This window comes from Lysinibacillus sp. COL-1 (genome assembly GCF_059814265.1).
In genome coordinates this window covers 90,969-107,717 of record NZ_JCAWSJ010000004.1, presented here as the reverse complement: position 1 = coordinate 107,717, position 16,749 = coordinate 90,969, and the positions used below count along the sequence as shown (strand labels likewise).

Here is a 16,749-nt window from a genome sequence, read left to right as displayed (position 1 = left end):
TCCAATTCCATGGCATGGTAGATGAAGTTATTTAAGAAATACATTAGGAGGGAAAATGGCTGTGTTGAGAAAAACGACTATCCGACATCTACTTATTATAATTGCCATTTTTATAGTCCTTACTTCTTTACGATTGCTATGGTTAAACTACTTCCTGCCCTCTAATCATCAGTCTAGTGCCCAAGGTGGTATTGTAGATCTGAACAATCAGGACCTTTTGAATGAAGAAGTTCTTTCTTTAAATGGCGAATGGCTCTATTCCCCTGGACAGTTCGTCAATCCTGAAAATAAAGGAAGTAGTCAAAAGACCAATATCGAGGACCATACTATCCAAACTCTTCCTACACTAAAAGGCGGGAAAACAATTCACCCCTACGGCACTTATCAACTAAAAATTCTGCTACCTAATCTTGCAGATAACAGCCGATATGCCATTCGTATTCCTGCTATCTCAACCGCCTCTTCCTTGTATATAAATGGCGAACTTGTAGGACAGTCAGGTAAAGTGGCAGATAACAGGCAGGATCATAAAGGGCAAGCTGCACCCTACACAGTTTATTTTACAAATACGCATTCTGAAATTAACATCATGCTTCATGTATCTAATTTTGATACATCTAAAAGCCCAATTATTAATAAAAGGATTTCATTTGGCACTGCGTCAGCGATGACTCATCATCAATTAATTACAGGTCTATCTCTTTCAACAATTGTCGTTATGCTAATACTGTTTGCTCTTTTTAGCATACTTGTATTTCTGTTCATCTATAGGAAACCTATCGTTTTACTATTTACATTTGGCTTTCTACTACCCTTGGCAGATGAATTAATTACGTTTGATCGCTCTCTGCTAGATTGGTTGCACCTTGATTATGTATGGTCCTATAAGCTTTCTTCTATTATTTTTCTCGGAGCCTCTTTTTTCTTTGTTCAATTTATGAGAGTCCTCTTGGTTAAATATCACAGCACTAAAACATTTCAATGGATTGTTGCCTTTTATGTACTAGACGCTGTATTCATTATAATTTTACCAATGTCGTGGCTGGTACCTACTAAAATGATTTTCTTTGTACTTTATCTAGTGTCCTTTCTCTACGTCGTGCTACTGGCTCTTAGAGAGTATTTAGAAAACCAAAAAAGGAGCTCTGCTTTTATTGCTCTAACAGCTGTTGGTACAACAAACGGTATTTTATGGGGATTAATCAAATCTATTTACGTATTTGATATACCTGTTTATCCATTTGATTATTTATTTGTTATGCTCGGTTTTTCTAGCTATTGGTTCAGACGTTTTCATGAGAACTCCCAGCAAATCCAAAAGTTAGTCGCAAAACTACAAAAGGAGGATACTTTGAAAGATGAATTTCTTACAAGTAATGCACAGAAACTGTGGAGTCCGATGAATAGGATGATTACCCTAGGTCAGTCCATTTATGATAATCCGAAGAATAGACTTGTAGCTGAAGATCATCGAAATCTTAAACATCTGATTGATATAGGGAGAAGTATGTCCTTCACATTAAACGACATACTGGACTATACCCGCTTAAAAGAGGGTAATTTACATCTTCATACACAAAGTGTAAACCTTCAAGGTGCTGTTTATGGGGTCTTTGATATGCTTCGTTTTATTATAGATGGAAAGCAAATACATATGGTATCATCGGTACCTCGAAATTTCCCAAATGTGTTAGCTGACGAAAATCGTCTTATTCAAATCCTTTTTAACCTTTTGCATAATGCGCTAAAATATACAAGTGAAGGCTCTATAGAAATTACCGCTCGTGAGGAACAGCATATGGCCATTATCCACATTCGTGACACTGGACAAGGAATGGACGATTTTGTGAAAAGTCTTGTGTTTACACCTTATGAACAAGGTCAAGAACATGATGAGGGCATTGGAATTGGGCTTCTCATTTCAAAAAAACTAATTGAGTTACATGGTGGTACGATGCATATACAATCTGTTCAAAATAAAGGATCAGACATTTATTTTACATTACCGCTTGCAGATGAAAGTAAACAGAGCGAACATACATCCTACATGTTTCAAGATAATACTCAGTTACCAACTATAGAACAAAGGCTGTCCACAGTATCAGAAAAGCATTTCAGTATTTTAATGATTGATGATGATCCTACAAATTTAACAACTATGAAAAGTATATTTTCGAAGTCTGAATACAAAGTTACTACTGTTACAAGCAGTGAGAAAGCTTTAACGCTCATTCAGCAAGCCTCATGGGATTTAGTGATTGTGGACGCAATGCTGCCCTATATTTCAGGCTACGCTGTAATCGAAAGAATACGAAAACAATACTCATTGCTCGAATTACCTATCTTATTACTAACAATAAGAAAGCACCCTGAGGATGTTTATACAGGCTTTGCCTATGGGGCCAATGATTATGTAACAAAACCTATTAATGCATTAGAGTTAAAAGTAAGAAGTCGCGCCTTAATTGATTTAAAATACAGTATTCAACAACACTTACATTTGGAAAGTGCCTGGCTTCAAGCTCAAATCCAACCACATTTTTTATTTAATACGCTCAATACGATTGCTTCTCTTAGTACCATTGATACTGATAGAATGATTGACTTAATGCACCATTTTGGTGAGTATTTACATGCCAGCTTTGATGTTCGTAATCTTCAACGAGTTGTACCGCTAGAGCACGAGCTCGAGTTAGTTCACTCTTACCTTTACATTAAACAACAGCGATTTGGGGAATTAATTCATATTGAATGGGATATTGATGAAAATATAGAAATTGAAATACCCCCCATTTCTTTACAGACTTTAGTTGAAAATGCCATTCGACACGGTATTTTAAAAAAGACAGAAGGCGGTACTGTTTGTATCCGTATTAAAGATTACACAACTTATATAGCCATTAGCGTGATTGATGATGGTGTGGGAATTAGCCCTAGTCTATTAGAGGAATTACAAGCAAATCACGAAACTGCATGCTCTGGTATAGGTATACGAAATACGGATTTACGCCTTAAAAGAATTTATGGTCAGCGATTACAAATTCAAAGTACAGTCAATCAAGGCACAAATGTAACCTTCCATATTCCCAAAAAATAATAAATAAGAGTCATTACATCCTCTTTCCGAGTTTGGAGTGGCTCTTATTCCTTATTTCAAATTACAATTCTTCTATAGATTTAAGGGAATCAGGGTACATTATACATATAGAATGAAGAAAGGAAGGATCGATAGATATGTACAAAATATACATAATAGAGGACGATGTAAATATTGCTTCACTAATCGTTGAGCATTTATCCAAGTACCAGTATGAATGCTATCCTGTCCAACAATTTCAGCACATTATCGAAGAATTTAATGCCATTCAACCCCATCTAGTCATTATGGATATCAATCTCCCAACCTATGATGGCTATTTTTGGTCACGAAAAATTCGTCAGCTCTCAACCTGCCCCATCATCATTGTTTCTGCCAGAGTAAATGATATTGATCAAGTATATGGTATTGAAAATGGGGCTGACGACTTTATCACGAAACCTTTTTCATTAGACGTCTTTATGGCAAAGGTTAATGGATTACTCCGACGCACATATGGTGAATATGCTTCAACCGAAACAACTACCATGACCATAGCTAATACTACATTAAATCCAGATACAGTTCGTCTTCAGGCAGAAGGTAATGAGAGCCTGTTAACATTAAAAGAAATGCAGCTAAGTAAGCTATTATTTGAAGCCTATCCCAATGTTGTGCCTCGTCAAAAGCTACTAAGTGCTATTTGGGATGATGAAGCCTTTGTAGAGGAAAATACATTGTCCGTGAACATTGGTCGACTACGTAGAAAAATGGAAGCAATCCACTCACAACTTGAGATTAAAACCATTCGTGGTCTAGGTTATCAATTAGTGGAGGAAGGTAAATGAAGCTATTCTTTCGAGAACATCTAAGCATTCTTATTCTCTATGGCATAAGCTTTTTGCTTTTACCTTGGATTATTCATACTTTAGATGACCTTGCGTCACACTATGGCTACTTTATCTTTCTCGTCAGCTTTCTGTTTAGTATATGGCTACTAGGTCGTTATTATCGTAGACGAAAGTTTTATAAGCATCTACAGAAAGATATCCACGCACAGGATGATCTTCATCTGTTTGAACCACATGCACCAATTGAACAAGTTTATAGCGAAAGATTGAGACAAATACAGTATCTATTTTTAACTCAACAACAACAATTAGAAGAGCAAGCACAAGAAAAGCAATTGGTTCTATCACATTTTGCACATCAAATGAAGACGCCATTATCTGTTATTCAATTAATTGTTCAATCCGCATCCAACAAAACTACTGAAGAATTACTACAATGGCAAACCGTTAATAAAGAATGCGATAAACTGACATTTACACTTAATCAGCTATTAACGTATGAGCGCACATCTCATTTAGTAGCCGATTTAAAAGTTGAACCCATTGTTTTAAAGGAACTAGTGCAGGAGGTCATCAATGATTTGAAGGATTACTTTATCATGAATGACATTTTTCCAAAAATGATGCTTGCTGAAAACCATATTATTTATTCAGATCGAAAATGGTTAAAAATTGTACTTTATCAAGTGTTCAATAATGCCATTAAATATAGTGACATAGCAAGCACAATTCAAATTCATTATGACAACGCCACTTTACACATAAAAAACTATGGTGAAACAATCCCTACTAGCGAAATATCACGAGTGTTTGATTTATTTTATACGGGTATGAAGGGGCGAACGAGTGGCGAAGCAACAGGTATAGGATTATATTTAGTGAAAAAGATATTAACTACATTAGAGCACCCCTTCACTCTTCAATCCTCTGACCGTGTTACGACTTTTTCCATAAATTTTTCAAACAGCCAAAAAAAATAAACATAGGAACTGTGTCAGCCAAGAGGGCTTTTTCTACTATGACGTCATCCTTTTTCAACATGAACGAAGATGACAACTTTGTCATCTTCACGTCATCAAGCGAAATAGGTTATATCCCGCTCCTTTTTTATACTAAAGTTATCTAATGATCATAAAGGAGTTGTTTCAAGTGGGGAATACAATACTTCAAGTAACCAATTTACAAAAAGAATATATCGGTGAGCTCACATATAAAGCGTTAAACGGAATTGATTTTCAGCTAAGTCAACAGGAATTCGTAGCTGTCATGGGTCCTTCTGGTAGTGGAAAAACAACATTTTTAAATAGTGTATCTACTATTGATCGGCCTACTGCTGGTGATATCATCATCAATAATAGAAATCCCTATGTCTTAAATGATGAAGAACTCGCCCAGTTTAGACGCTCTGAACTAGGCTTTGTTTTTCAAGATTTTAATCTTGTGCATACACTAACAGTGAAAGAAAATATTTTATTGCCATTAACATTAGATAGCTTTCCTGCACCCAAAATGCGTCAGCGCTTAAAGCATGTCGCTCAATTTCTTGGTATCGAGGAACTGTTACCTAAACGTATTTATGAAATTTCAGGTGGACAAAAACAACGAGTAGCCATAGCTCGAGCTGTTATTCATGAACCTAGCCTATTGTTAGCAGATGAACCTACAGGAAATCTAGATTCAAAGGCGGTCAATGATGTGATGAACTTATTTACCTCCATTAATCACGAGCTCAAAACAGCTATTCTCATGGTGACCCATGATCCTTATGTAGCCAGCTTCGCTAATCGAATTATTTTTATGAAAGATGGCAAGTTATATAACGAAATACATCGTGGCAACAATCGCAAGCAATTTTACCAAGAAATAATGGACACGCTTGCTTTTTTAGGTGGTGGGCATCATGAGCTTTAATCACATCGTCCTTCAAAATATTTTACGGGACAAATGGACATACGTTTCTTATTTCTTAAGTAGCATGTTTTCCATTATTATTTTCTTTTTATTTTCTGTGATCGTCTTTCATCCAAGTCTGAAAAGCTTAGACCCCGATTCGACACTTGGTATCTCACTGATGTTAGCTAGTATGCTCGTTTATTTATTTTCTTTTATTTATATCACCTATTCAATTATGGCGTTTTTACGCAAGAAGACCAAAACGCTAGGAATATTTATGATTACGGGAGCTTCCATGAAGCAAATTCGTAAGCTTGTATTCCGAGAAAATTTGTTAATTGGCATTTTAGCTATTCTATTTGCGATCGTTCTCGGACTTGTCATTACGCCACTTTTTTTAATGGGGGCCAAGGTTGTTTTAAAGGCAGAAACGTTTGGTATGTACATCCCTCTACAAGCAATTGGCTTAACGATTGGTTTATTTCTGATTTTATTTGTGGTGATATCGACAGTCATAACGAGGTTCATTAATAAAGAAGCATCTATTCAGCTCTTAAAAAGTGATACGATTATCGAAAAATCCATTAAGCCGCATTATGTGTTGTTCATTTTAAGCATAATGATAACTGGTATATTAGCGTACTTCTTAAAAACCGAGCATGCCATTGTAGACACGCTAGGTATTCTCTATTATCTGTTATTTTTCACTAGTATTCTTTGTACAATTCATTTAGTCATCGCACAGGGCTTGAGGCTATTTTTAAAAATATTTGAAAGGTCCCCTGCCTATCTTCGTAAAACGAATATGCTGTTGGCATCCAATTTAAATGCAAAAATGAAATCACATGCAAATATGCTGTTTCTAGTCACTATCCTATTAAGCGGTGTCTTTCTATGCACTAGCATTTTATTTAGCTCTTATTACAATGTAAAAAAGGATAGTGAAGAAAATTACCCGTATAGCTTTCAATACATTGCTGATCCAAAGGCTGACGACAATATGGTAAAGGCTGATCTTGATTATCTTGAAAATAATCTATCATCGGTTCGTGCACAAAAGTTTTTTATTGAATTTAAATCAAATGAGGATCAACGCATTGGCTATATGGCATTATCGGATTATAACCTGTTACAACAACAGGAAAATGTCCTACATCAAAATGAATTTATTGCTGTAGCAGGAAGTCGAGGTGTAGCGACTATAACAGACAATGCCAGTGACCCGTATATAAAGTTGTTCAAACTTACTAAAACGATTGAGCAAAATCTGCTATCTACTGGTTTCCAGCATAGTTATTTCATTGTACCTGACAGCATCTACCAAGCCATAGACTACCCAGTTTATAAAACCTATATTTATGAGCTAGACAACTGGGCTGCCCATATAGAATTGGCGAATATAATTACTAAAAACATACCATCTCTACCTGGAGAACGTTATGTTACTTCCAAAATTGATTTGTATGACACGGAGATGTTTATCAAAAGCGTCATGTTCTTTATAGGCTCCATGTTAAGTTTAATTTTCTTAAGTGCTGCCATGAGTATACTGTATTTCTATTTGCAAACTACATTACTACAGGAGAAGGAAAAGTATATTGGCATCCGTAAGCTAGGGCTTTCCAAAAAAGAATTAGCTACCGTTATTGCCAAAGAGTTAGCGATCCTTATATTTGTGCCGTTCACTATTGCCATTATGCTATTGCTGACGACATTATTGTCTATGCGTACAATGGTCTCTACGGCATTTTTACAGGTTTCCATGGCTAGCTCTTGCTGTTTCTTTGTGCTTTTCCTCATTAGTTACCTATTTATTCGTAAAAGCTATTTTAAACGCCTTGTAAGCTAAAGAAGCTGGACTACAACTTTGGCCATCACGCAATCTAGATACAATTAACAAATAGATATACGCAGAAAACCCGAACTATGACAAGATACTAATTGTGTTTTGTCAAATAGTCCGGGTTTTATTGGCTAAAATCTTTTTGTTCCATGCTCTTTTTACCAGAAAATCGGCTTTGCTACCATTAACCAAAGCATGATAAGCAATAATAGAATATACATCCACGTTTTACGCTGTAAAAGAGAAACAAATTGTTGTTGATTATAAGAAGGCGTATTAAATGTACGTAACGTCGGTTTAAACGCTCTAGCTAAAAATACAATGGATGCAAACATCACAAGGAAGGTCATGACAATCCATGAAGTATTCCAATGATAGCCTGCATACCACATTAGCAAAATACCTGAGGCTACTAGGACATGTCCTGAATGTTTAACAATAGCAATAGCCCCTTTAAACGCTTCTATATATGGTGGCATTTCATCATTGGAAGCTGTGCGCATTTTTTTAACAATCGTTAACACAACGAACAAAGGCCCAATCGAAAGAACGGCACTTAAAATATGTATATAAAGAAGAAGTGTATAAATGGAAAACATGATGTGTACTCCCCTTTTCATCAGTCCTCTACATTATAGCACCCAACCTAAGTCTACTTTATCAGCAATTGTGAATCCTTTGTAAACACAGCTTGAATCATTGTTAAATTGTTTGAAAACTGCACAAAGAGGGTATTGTTTATAGTAACATGCATTTATAGAACAAAAAGGAGTGATTTTTATAGGAATTCATCAATTTTTTACAAACCTTAATGACTTAGAGCGTATCATTCGCTGCCCTGGTCGCTTCAAGTTCGAAGAGCATAATGTGGCTGCCCATTCTTGGAAAGTCTCACAATACGCAATGTTCTTCGCAACATTAGAAGAAATGAATGGAGCAGAAGTGGATTGGAAGTCCTTATATGAAAAAACCATCAACCATGACTTTGCTGAAGTTTTTATTGGAGATATAAAGACCCCTGTCAAACATGCGAGTCCAGAGCTAAAGCAAATGCTAGCACATGTGGAAGAAAAGATGATGGAAAAATTTATTATCAATGAAATTCCACAAGAATTTCAGGCTATATTCTTTGAACGGATGAAGGAAGGTAAGGACAATACGTTAGAGGGGCGTTTGCTCGAATTTGCGGATAAGCTCGATCAATTTTATGAAGCTTTCGCTGAATTAAAGCGTGGCAATACTGACAAAGAATTTGTCTATATGTACCAATCAGCCCTTTCAAAACTTTTGGCGATTCCACTTGAAGCAACAGTGCAATATTTCCGCACAGAAATTTTAAAGGATGCAGTAAAGGAAAAAACGCATATCGATATTCAAGCCTTAACAGATGAAGTACTAAAGCCAAATAAATAAGATGCATGTACAAGTTTTCCGATTGAAAAATTCACGGAAGGCTTTTTTTATTTTCTAAAAAAAATCGTATAATGAGAGGACATGGATTGGAGGGAAAGTATTGTCACAGGAATGCTCGATTGTAGAAGATTTAATACCTCTTTATAAAAAACAAAAGCTCCAAGCACCGACGATAGAATTTGTAGAACAACATCTAACAACTTGTCAGCAATGTCAGCGGCTAGCCCATTCACAGCCAACTCAAGATGAATACTTACCCATGAAAAGAACATTATCCTTTTTTCACATCATATTTATTGTGTTATCTTTTATGTTTGCCATTAATTCATCCTTACTCGGCAATCAAAAGGGCTTTGTTATCTCATATGCACTTTTCGGTTGTCTTTCTTACCTTTTCTATAAAAACATCTGGATTGTCTTTATCATAAGCTCCGTGCCTGTATTTGTTTGGGCTATCGTTAATAATCTAAATAATGGGCTCTATATTACAACCTATTCCTTCGCAGAAATAGGAGCACTCGTGATTGCAGCCGGCTACATCGCTCTTTTACATACAATTTTCGCCTTATTAGGTGCTGCTTTTGCCATTCTACTACGTAGGGTTTTTCAATAAATAATTATACAAAAAGCACCTTAAACTGATTTCTATAGTTTAGGTGCCTTTTGGTTTTTATGCTTTTTTCACGAATTCTGACTTTAATTTCATAGCACCAAAGCCATCAATTTTACAGTCAATATTATGATCGCCTTCTACAAGACGAATACTTTTTACCTTTGTCCCAATTTTTAAAGTGGAAGAACTACCCTTCACCTTTAAATCCTTAATAATGGTAACTGAATCGCCGTCAGCTAACAGATTGCCATTTGTATCCTTTACAATAAGTGCATCCGACTCCTGTTCTGATGCGTTCATACTCCACTCATGTGCACATTCCGGACACACATAGTTTACGCCATCCTCATACGTATATTCAGAATGACATTTTGGACAATTTGGATAAGCTGCCATTTCCGCTTCCTCCTTTACATATTTTCTAGGAAAATCCTCTTTATGCTCCTATCTTTACATAATCAATCATAATAAGTAAAGACTGTTCGTATTTTCCGTTCGTATTTGTGAAAAAAATATGAAGCAGTGGCACCATTTTGAAGGTATTTCTAGATGCCGATTACACCATTTGGAACACTTGCCCATTGACTAATTTGCAGTAATCATCTTACTTGCATGTTCGTCGATCATGCTTTATTATATCCATAAAGGCTGCATTGTTCGTATAATATTAAGTTTTAACCTTTAAGCTGTAAAAGGGAGTTTTATTATTGGAGTTGGAATGACGGGCCTCACACTACGGTGCATGAGGATAAGCAGGAAAACTTCTGCGAACACCCACTTTGAGGAGTGGTGGTTTAAAACTTTCTATAATAACTACGGCATACGCGGCTTTTTACTTAAATATTGTTATATCAAGGTTTATATAGCATCTTAACCAAATTGGTTAGGGTGCTTTTTTTCATTTAAAAATAGTCCATGGGGTTAAAGTGGGGTTAAACTTCTTTGTAAATAAAGTTAAATAAAGATAATCATACTCATATTCATCCATTTAAATAGCCTCACCAATTTGCTTTAAAATTTGCAGGAACAGTGGACTAAGGTTTATCAAGACATAACCTAACCCAGCGTTCATAATCATGCTCCAAGCTTTTTCAGAATTGCCAAGCATGAAGAAGAAACATGCACCAACCATGATCACCGAAGCGATAGGAAAACTAATCGCTACTAAAATTTGTACAACTGGATCTAATGCCGTTGCAAGTATCTCTAATGACTTATCAGCAATGATTCCGGTATGTTGAGCTATTGTATTAACAGGGATTGTGGATAGTGTGGATGGTATTTGTGTAGAGACTGGTTCTAATACTTGTTGTACTGGTACGCTTACTGGTACAACTGTGGAGGAGTATGTGTCATTGAATTTGTTGAACATAAATAGTCCTGTGCCAATTGCTGTTAGTGTAGGCACTGATGCAGCCAGTGCTACATGCCTTAATGTTGCATACTTTTCGTCACCTTCGAATCGATCACTATAATCTGTATATTCATTAGCAGGCACAACCTCAGTTCTAAAACGCTTTTTAAACATCTATATTCCCCCTCTTATTTCATTGATTGTGTACACCTTGCACTTTAGCCCTCCACAGGATGCTTCTAACTGCTGCCTACGTAATTCCGTTGTGGTCAACCATACAAGTGTTGGGTAATAGCCTAATTGTTTCAAAAGGCTTGGCATGAGCTCCTTATAGCGTTTGATTTTCTCACGATTCTCTTTCATCGTTTGTAGGTTATCGACCTCTAAAAAGTGCTTAAATCCATTACGCGTAAACATGCCATCCACAATGATACTGGTAGTGCCATCCGATATTTTGACTTCATTCTTCCAGTCGCGCGGACACTTATAAAACAACCAGAATTCGTTTCGCATGATGGTATGTTGTACATGGCTACCTTTCTTGCGGACCTTATCACAGTCAACATACAATCGCCCAAGACTATTTAAATAGTAAACTGTTTCATAACCATCTCGGATAGATGATAAATAACTAGATAAATTGTGGAGGACCCTATTTGTATTTCGCTTCTTACCTAAATTAAAATATCGACTAAGTTGATCACGCGTCATAAAATCAAACTTCTTCAAAAGTAACAGGATGCTCTCGTCTCTTGATGACAGTTGTTTCCCCAACGCGCTCCCCTTTCTTATCGATTATGTGAGGTTGAATAATATCGTGGATTATTTGTGGTGTAATTAGTGGTGTTTGAAGTGTTTCACGTTTATCTGCTGTTTGGTAAATGGCACGACCTTTAATCATTGGTAATGACTCTGCTCCCTCGGTATCCAGTACAACCCTTGAAGCAACAGCTGACTGCACTCTGAAGCACAGTTTTGCATCAGCATTTTGTTTAACTTGGCGAGGGATAACGTCACCTACAGGATATTGTGTGGCTACAACTAGCCTGAAACCAAGTCCAGCACCTAACCTTGCTATTTGGCTCATGATCGTTTGGCATTCTAGTTTTAATCGTTTCTCTTCTTTCGTCACTGCCTCTGCTGCATTCAATTCGCCTACCTCGTCAATAACAACAAAGTAACGTTCTTTTATGCCTGCCTGTTGTACGTTTTTCTTACCTAATCTTTTTAATTCACGTTGTATGTCACGCATCTTGCCATAAGCCATCTGTAAAGTGTAGAGGGCCTCATGTGGCTCATAAGCAATGGAAATCGTTTGTTTAATACTTTCATAGTCACATAATTCCACTCCGCCTTTAAGGTCAATTAAATAAAGGTTTGTGTGCTCTGGTACACACTGTACCAGACTGCAAATAGTTGAATTGATGAAGTTACTCTTTCCATACCTTGTGGCACCACCTAGAACGACATGCGGCACCATTTCAAAGTCGTGATACTTTAACTCATTCATAGCCCTAGTAACGCCTACAGGCACACGCCAACCTTTGCCTAAAGTGAATGGCACTTCTTTAGACAATGGTTTGTCATACACTCGCACGATTAGTAAGCCATCATAAGACAGTTCAATTTCTTTTTGCTCCGTCAGCTTTGCCTTCCACAGTTCTTGCAGTTGCAGAAGAAGGTCTTTATTGAAATCCAGTTGTCGTAAATCATTAAAGGTAATATTCTTTCTCCGATTATTTAGCCCATCCTCAAAGACATGTTGCTTGGCTTCATAATCAGTGAATGAACGTCCAAGGGGGATCCTGAATTTGTATTCCCATCCCCATTCAAACTGTTTCTTCTTCACCAATTGAGTTGTCAAAGTATCCTTGCCATCACGAACGTTTAATCCAGCGAGTGACATTATCCTCTGGATCTTTCCACTGTCATTAGAGGACATTCCCCTACTCTTTGAGAAAGCTTTTAATGCAATTCCACCCATTAACGAAGTTGTTAATATTTCAAACAGCACACTTTCATCCCTTCTTTAATTTCATCAGCGTCACGGTTATCTTACATAGTAAGAGTTGCTTGTATCGAGCATTTTTAAATACATAACAAACCATTGATACAACAACATTTCATCTATGCCCACTCAAATACTCACGTGGCTTTAAATAAGGCATAGTATCAGGTATGCAGCTGGGCATAAATTTAACGTACAATATACACCCTCCTACGAGGCTCTATATACATCTTTTTATCAACAGGCTTATTAACATTTGTGGATGGCTTCTTGAACTGCATTTCCTTATATTGATCCAGTAAATCAAAAATCGTTAATTGCCCTTGCTGCTCCATGTATTCAAAATGAGTCATATTCTAGTTCCCCTTTCACCATTCCAGCCAGTTTTCTAAGTTTGGTCTATTACATATTTCTGAACGACTATCCCTTTCCTCTAGCCAGTTATAGAAAGGCACTGGACGTTCTTTAACAGGAGTTTCTTCTATATGTGATGATTTATCAGGCTTCACTTTTGCACGTCCTAAAGCCTTGCTATATCCCCCTGAGAACACGGCTCTTAATGTACTAGCAATAGTTAATGTACCGTTCGCAATATCACGGATAATGTTAGCTAAAACGTCCTTAGCGTTCACAAAATCATGTATATCGTTCATTTTTGTTGCTAATATGCATTTGTGTAATTGGTCTTTCAATTCATCGACTAATGGCAGCGAGTGCATGAAATCGAACAGCATCTTTTGGTACTCGTTCATGTATTCCTTTTTCTTTTCAGCTTGCAAAGCTAATTCATTGCCAAGACTCATAATATTATTTGCTTGTTTAGAACTTAAAAGATTAAAAGATTTAGATGCTTGGTTTTCAGATTGTGGACGGCAAACCTCGTCATTACTAGCTTCATCGACTGTCTCTCGTTGGGACACGCTCGATGGGACATAAGGTAAAATGCGATAAATACTAGCCCCTTTAATGCCGTTTAATTTCGTTCCTGGTACTTTTTCGATGATGCCTAACTCTGTTAGTTTCTTCATTGATCGATAAACCGTCTTTGTGCTTATCTCTAATGCTGCAGCAATAGTACTTGCTTTCAAGTGGCATACACCTGTGTGTTCTAAGCTGTGTGATGCCAGTTTAAATACGATTGCTCGTTCTGATTCTGTTAAGTCGTAATAGTGAACCGTCATGTGGTCCTCCACACTCTTATCCATATCTCCTACTGAATCGAATGTTATGTATTGTGCTAGGTATTCGAATGCCATTTGTATTTCACCTCTTCTCTATACCAATATTCGTATATACGTTTATTTAGATATATCATATTATACGCATATTCGTATAGTCAATACCTTTTTAAAATTTTATTCGATATTGCGTATAAACGTATATTCTGATATATTTTGAATAAGAGATAATTACGAAGGGTGGTTTACTATGCGGATAAAACTAAAAGAAGTAATGGAAGAACGAGGACTTACACAATCTAAATTGGCTGAAATGACAGGGATACGTCAAGCTGCTATCAGTGAAATAGTTAACAATCGTAGAGACACAATAAATAAAGCGCATCTAGAGACCATTTGTAAGACATTAGAGATACAGAGCTTTGACGATATATTAGAATGGGATTAACAGATAACTAAACAAAGTTGTCTGTTTTTTATATGTGCATTTACCTACTGTTTCCTTTATAGTTAAATTGAAGGGAGTTGATCTTTATGAGTTTTCTTTTAGTTTATTTAGGAATGATAGGTATCTTAGTCGGCATTATTTTATTAATCATCGGTTTAGCTAAAAAGAAAAAATTAAAAGGCGGTCTTGTATTAGGTATATCTATAGCTGCCTTCGTTATTGGATTTATAATGGTTCCAGTAAATAAAACTGAATTAGCCGATGAAACTAAAGATATAGATAAAACTGAAACTGTTACTAAACCAAGAGAAGAAACAAATGTTGAAAAAAAGGATGAAAAAATCGTTGCCTCCGTTACAGATAAAACTGAATCAAAATCAAACCAAACTTCAACTATGAGCAAAGGCGAAAGTAACGCTAATAAATATCCTGCAAAGCCTGGATCAATGCTTTATGATAAAACCGAATCGAAATTTAAAGGCATGGAGTATTATTTCAAAGGTGAAGTAGTTGGTGTCAAATCATTAGAAGGATTATTCGGGGATATGGAAGATGCACTATTAATTAAGAATGAGCAAGGTTATGTACTCCCTGTTTTCCCTCCATATGAAATTGATGTGAACATAGGTGATACTGTAGAAGCATCAGGACCATTATCAGGTGATGGATATGCTGCATCTGATTTAGGTGTCAGTAATGTAGTAGGAATGACAGGAGCTATGAACGCAACTCAAGTTAATGTTAATGGAGAAACACAATAAATCAGCCACTCAATCGAGTGGCTTTTTTTGAACAAAAAACAGGCCTCATTCGAGCACCTGTTCATTATTATTTAAATGGTTGATTAATAAATTTTCTACTTGTGTTTTTAGTGCCATATTAGCATAGGTAAAAACTTGATCTTCTCCTGGAGTTGTAATGACAAGATCGCTAAAATATTCATCAGTCTTTACCCACCTTACAACTTTTATTTTATCTTTTGCCAGCAATCTTTTAGCGTTGTAACACTCTTGGGATATGTCGTCTAAAAGCTTATCTAAAATTGGCAAATATACTTTGCTTAATTTAAGGTTTTCAATTACTTTGTAATCACGCTGCAGGGATTGAACAGCCATGTCGTAAACAACGTATTTATGTAATAGTCTACGTTGCTCGAAACTAATCATACGACCTCACGTTCTTTCAGACTGTCTGGAAGAACTGCGAGAACATTGTTAATTATAAAAGTACGCTTTGCTTGCTTGGTAAAACAGTAAGCTTGAAACGTATCACCAACAATTTTGATGATCTTGATACGTCTTTTAGACACTTTGCCATCTTTGGCCATATACATCATATTTAAAAAATGGTTACGCTGCATAGCTTTAATCAATTGTTCTCTCATCGTAGTTTCCTCCCAATATGTGAAATGTTCCTTTTCATTACTTTATACAAGAACACTTGTTTGTATATATATTAGAACAAATGTTTGTGTTTTGACAATATATAATTTTTGGAAAAATAATTTACCGAAACTCTTTACTTTATGCGATACCGCATGTTATATTAAATACAAGAAATGCGATACCGCATTAATAAGGGGCTAAAAAAATGAAACAACGTGTTATGAAACGAGCTTGGGATATAGTAAGAAAAGCAGTAATCAAATTTGGTGGTAAAGCATCTCAATACCTTTCAGCGGCAATGAAACAAGCTTGGGATGAAGTTAAAAAAAGTCCACTAGCATGCAACTCTACTATCGAAGACCTAAATGATTCCGCTAAACTTCCTTATTTAATTGGAGAAGAAATGCCAGCACTTAAAGGCTCTGAAAAACAAATCGCTTGGGCAGATAGCATCCGCCACAAATTTAATACTACTTATTTTAATTTTGTTCGTTTTTTAGAGCGCAACAATATGCCAGCTGGCGAAGTACAAAAATTTATTGAAATGGGTCGTTTCTTAATCGACAACCGTACTAGCGCAAGTTTCTGGATTGACCAACGCGAAAATGTTGGTATTGAAGAAGTGACTCATTTTGTACTAATACCAGTTGCTGATGAATTTAAGGCAGCTACAGGTTATTAATATAA

Annotated in this window: 19 protein-coding genes and 1 other RNA gene; 11 read left to right on the top strand and 9 right to left on the bottom strand. The window is 36.2% G+C overall.

The genetic code is table 11. From position 1 onward, the window contains the following. Positions 1–61: 61 nt before the first annotated feature. The 5 genes from AC6BKE_RS08960 to AC6BKE_RS08940 all read left to right on the top strand — a co-directional run bounded on the left by AC6BKE_RS08960 (position 62) and on the right by AC6BKE_RS08940 (position 7,669). Entirely contained in the window at positions 62–3,097 is a 3,036-nt protein-coding gene (locus AC6BKE_RS08960) for a hybrid sensor histidine kinase/response regulator (RefSeq protein ID WP_499856588.1), read from the top strand. A gap of 137 nt (positions 3,098–3,234) precedes the next feature. Further along, positions 3,235–3,924 carry a response regulator transcription factor gene (locus AC6BKE_RS08955; protein WP_036117873.1) on the top strand — a complete coding sequence of 230 codons (690 nt, stop codon included), beginning with the start codon at positions 3,235–3,237 and terminating at the stop codon, positions 3,922–3,924. Beyond that, entirely contained in the window at positions 3,921–4,907 is a 987-nt protein-coding gene (locus tag AC6BKE_RS08950; RefSeq protein ID WP_499856586.1) for a sensor histidine kinase, read from the top strand. The genes AC6BKE_RS08955 and AC6BKE_RS08950 overlap by 4 nt, the downstream gene beginning before the upstream one ends. Before the next feature lie 169 nt (positions 4,908–5,076). Then, positions 5,077–5,838: an ABC transporter ATP-binding protein gene (locus AC6BKE_RS08945; protein WP_036117879.1), complete on the top strand. Its 762-nt coding sequence runs from the start codon at positions 5,077–5,079 to the stop codon at positions 5,836–5,838. Further along, complete coding sequence (locus AC6BKE_RS08940) at positions 5,828–7,669, top strand: FtsX-like permease family protein (RefSeq protein ID WP_342535293.1); 1,842 nt, start codon at positions 5,828–5,830, stop codon at positions 7,667–7,669. The genes AC6BKE_RS08945 and AC6BKE_RS08940 overlap by 11 nt, the downstream gene beginning before the upstream one ends. A gap of 152 nt (positions 7,670–7,821) precedes the next feature. Here AC6BKE_RS08940 and AC6BKE_RS08935 read toward each other — a convergent pair whose 3' ends face one another. Continuing rightward, positions 7,822–8,262, bottom strand: coding sequence for a DUF2269 family protein (locus AC6BKE_RS08935; protein WP_036117885.1), 441 nt, complete (start codon positions 8,260–8,262; stop codon positions 7,822–7,824). Positions 8,263–8,434: 172 nt separating this feature from the next. Between AC6BKE_RS08935 and AC6BKE_RS08930 the strand changes: the two genes are divergently transcribed. Continuing rightward, positions 8,435–9,076, top strand: a complete 642-nt coding sequence (locus tag AC6BKE_RS08930; protein WP_080717022.1) for a YfbR-like 5'-deoxynucleotidase — start codon at positions 8,435–8,437, stop codon at positions 9,074–9,076. 100 nt (positions 9,077–9,176) lie between these two features. Continuing rightward, entirely contained in the window at positions 9,177–9,689 is a 513-nt protein-coding gene (locus tag AC6BKE_RS08925) for a zf-HC2 domain-containing protein (RefSeq protein ID WP_058844794.1), read from the top strand. 57 nt (positions 9,690–9,746) lie between these two features. Here the strand turns inward: AC6BKE_RS08925 and AC6BKE_RS08920 are convergent, their stop codons facing one another. Then, positions 9,747–10,085: a zinc ribbon domain-containing protein YjdM gene (locus AC6BKE_RS08920; protein WP_058844795.1), complete on the bottom strand. Its 339-nt coding sequence runs from the start codon at positions 10,083–10,085 to the stop codon at positions 9,747–9,749. A gap of 246 nt (positions 10,086–10,331) precedes the next feature. Here AC6BKE_RS08920 and ssrS point away from each other — a divergent pair. Further along, positions 10,332–10,524, top strand: a non-coding RNA gene (ssrS, locus tag AC6BKE_RS08915) — 6S RNA. A gap of 153 nt (positions 10,525–10,677) precedes the next feature. Here ssrS and AC6BKE_RS08910 read toward each other — a convergent pair. The 5 genes from AC6BKE_RS08910 to AC6BKE_RS08890 all read right to left on the bottom strand — a co-directional run bounded on the left by AC6BKE_RS08910 (position 10,678) and on the right by AC6BKE_RS08890 (position 14,307). Continuing rightward, positions 10,678–11,217: a hypothetical protein gene (locus tag AC6BKE_RS08910; protein WP_499856579.1), complete on the bottom strand. Its 540-nt coding sequence runs from the start codon at positions 11,215–11,217 to the stop codon at positions 10,678–10,680. Then, positions 11,218–11,754 (bottom strand): replication-relaxation family protein, encoded by a 537-nt coding sequence (locus tag AC6BKE_RS08905; protein WP_499856577.1) that lies wholly within the window; start codon positions 11,752–11,754, stop codon positions 11,218–11,220. It abuts the gene before it with no gap. Positions 11,755–11,758: 4 nt separating this feature from the next. After that, positions 11,759–13,057, bottom strand: coding sequence for an FtsK/SpoIIIE domain-containing protein (locus AC6BKE_RS08900; protein WP_499856576.1), 1,299 nt, complete (start codon positions 13,055–13,057; stop codon positions 11,759–11,761). Between the two features lie 182 nt (positions 13,058–13,239). After that, positions 13,240–13,404, bottom strand: a complete 165-nt coding sequence (locus tag AC6BKE_RS08895) for a hypothetical protein (RefSeq protein ID WP_499856575.1) — start codon at positions 13,402–13,404, stop codon at positions 13,240–13,242. 15 nt (positions 13,405–13,419) lie between these two features. Further along, a complete protein-coding gene (locus tag AC6BKE_RS08890) occupies positions 13,420–14,307 on the bottom strand; it encodes a helix-turn-helix domain-containing protein (RefSeq protein WP_499856573.1) in 888 nt (295 codons plus the stop codon). Between the two features lie 172 nt (positions 14,308–14,479). Between AC6BKE_RS08890 and AC6BKE_RS08885 the strand changes: the two genes are divergently transcribed. Further along, positions 14,480–14,677 (top strand): helix-turn-helix domain-containing protein, encoded by a 198-nt coding sequence (locus tag AC6BKE_RS08885; protein ID WP_197224381.1) that lies wholly within the window; start codon positions 14,480–14,482, stop codon positions 14,675–14,677. Positions 14,678–14,763: 86 nt separating this feature from the next. Beyond that, on the top strand, positions 14,764–15,438 hold the full coding sequence (locus AC6BKE_RS08880; protein WP_499856571.1) for a hypothetical protein: 675 nt from the start codon (positions 14,764–14,766) through the stop codon (positions 15,436–15,438). A gap of 45 nt (positions 15,439–15,483) precedes the next feature. Here the strand turns inward: AC6BKE_RS08880 and AC6BKE_RS08875 are convergent, their stop codons facing one another. Both AC6BKE_RS08875 and AC6BKE_RS08870 read right to left on the bottom strand, forming a co-directional pair. Continuing rightward, positions 15,484–15,792 carry a YhjD family protein gene (locus tag AC6BKE_RS08875; RefSeq protein ID WP_499856568.1) on the bottom strand — a complete coding sequence of 103 codons (309 nt, stop codon included), beginning with the start codon at positions 15,790–15,792 and terminating at the stop codon, positions 15,484–15,486. Positions 15,793–15,839: 47 nt separating this feature from the next. Beyond that, positions 15,840–16,061 (bottom strand): transcriptional regulator, encoded by a 222-nt coding sequence (locus tag AC6BKE_RS08870; protein ID WP_499856567.1) that lies wholly within the window; start codon positions 16,059–16,061, stop codon positions 15,840–15,842. Between the two features lie 206 nt (positions 16,062–16,267). Between AC6BKE_RS08870 and AC6BKE_RS08865 the strand changes: the two genes are divergently transcribed. After that, positions 16,268–16,744 carry a hypothetical protein gene (locus AC6BKE_RS08865; protein ID WP_499856565.1) on the top strand — a complete coding sequence of 159 codons (477 nt, stop codon included), beginning with the start codon at positions 16,268–16,270 and terminating at the stop codon, positions 16,742–16,744. Positions 16,745–16,749: the final 5 nt, after the last annotated feature.

Coding starts and splice junctions, on each gene's coding strand:
- AC6BKE_RS08955 (WP_036117873.1), top strand. CDS start 3,235: ATGTACAAAATATACATAATAGAGGACGATGTAAATATTGCTTCACTA.
- AC6BKE_RS08950 (WP_499856586.1), top strand. CDS start 3,921: ATGAAGCTATTCTTTCGAGAACATCTAAGCATTCTTATTCTCTATGGC.
- AC6BKE_RS08940 (WP_342535293.1), top strand. CDS start 5,828: ATGAGCTTTAATCACATCGTCCTTCAAAATATTTTACGGGACAAATGG.
- AC6BKE_RS08935 (WP_036117885.1), bottom strand. CDS start 8,262: ATGTTTTCCATTTATACACTTCTTCTTTATATACATATTTTAAGTGCC.
- AC6BKE_RS08920 (WP_058844795.1), bottom strand. CDS start 10,085: ATGGCAGCTTATCCAAATTGTCCAAAATGTCATTCTGAATATACGTAT.
- AC6BKE_RS08910 (WP_499856579.1), bottom strand. CDS start 11,217: ATGTTTAAAAAGCGTTTTAGAACTGAGGTTGTGCCTGCTAATGAATAT.
- AC6BKE_RS08905 (WP_499856577.1), bottom strand. CDS start 11,754: ATGACGCGTGATCAACTTAGTCGATATTTTAATTTAGGTAAGAAGCGA.
- AC6BKE_RS08895 (WP_499856575.1), bottom strand. CDS start 13,404: ATGACTCATTTTGAATACATGGAGCAGCAAGGGCAATTAACGATTTTT.
- AC6BKE_RS08890 (WP_499856573.1), bottom strand. CDS start 14,307: ATGGCATTCGAATACCTAGCACAATACATAACATTCGATTCAGTAGGA.
- AC6BKE_RS08885 (WP_197224381.1), top strand. CDS start 14,480: ATGCGGATAAAACTAAAAGAAGTAATGGAAGAACGAGGACTTACACAA.
- AC6BKE_RS08880 (WP_499856571.1), top strand. CDS start 14,764: ATGAGTTTTCTTTTAGTTTATTTAGGAATGATAGGTATCTTAGTCGGC.
- AC6BKE_RS08875 (WP_499856568.1), bottom strand. CDS start 15,792: ATGGCTGTTCAATCCCTGCAGCGTGATTACAAAGTAATTGAAAACCTT.
- AC6BKE_RS08870 (WP_499856567.1), bottom strand. CDS start 16,061: ATGAGAGAACAATTGATTAAAGCTATGCAGCGTAACCATTTTTTAAAT.
- AC6BKE_RS08865 (WP_499856565.1), top strand. CDS start 16,268: ATGAAACAACGTGTTATGAAACGAGCTTGGGATATAGTAAGAAAAGCA.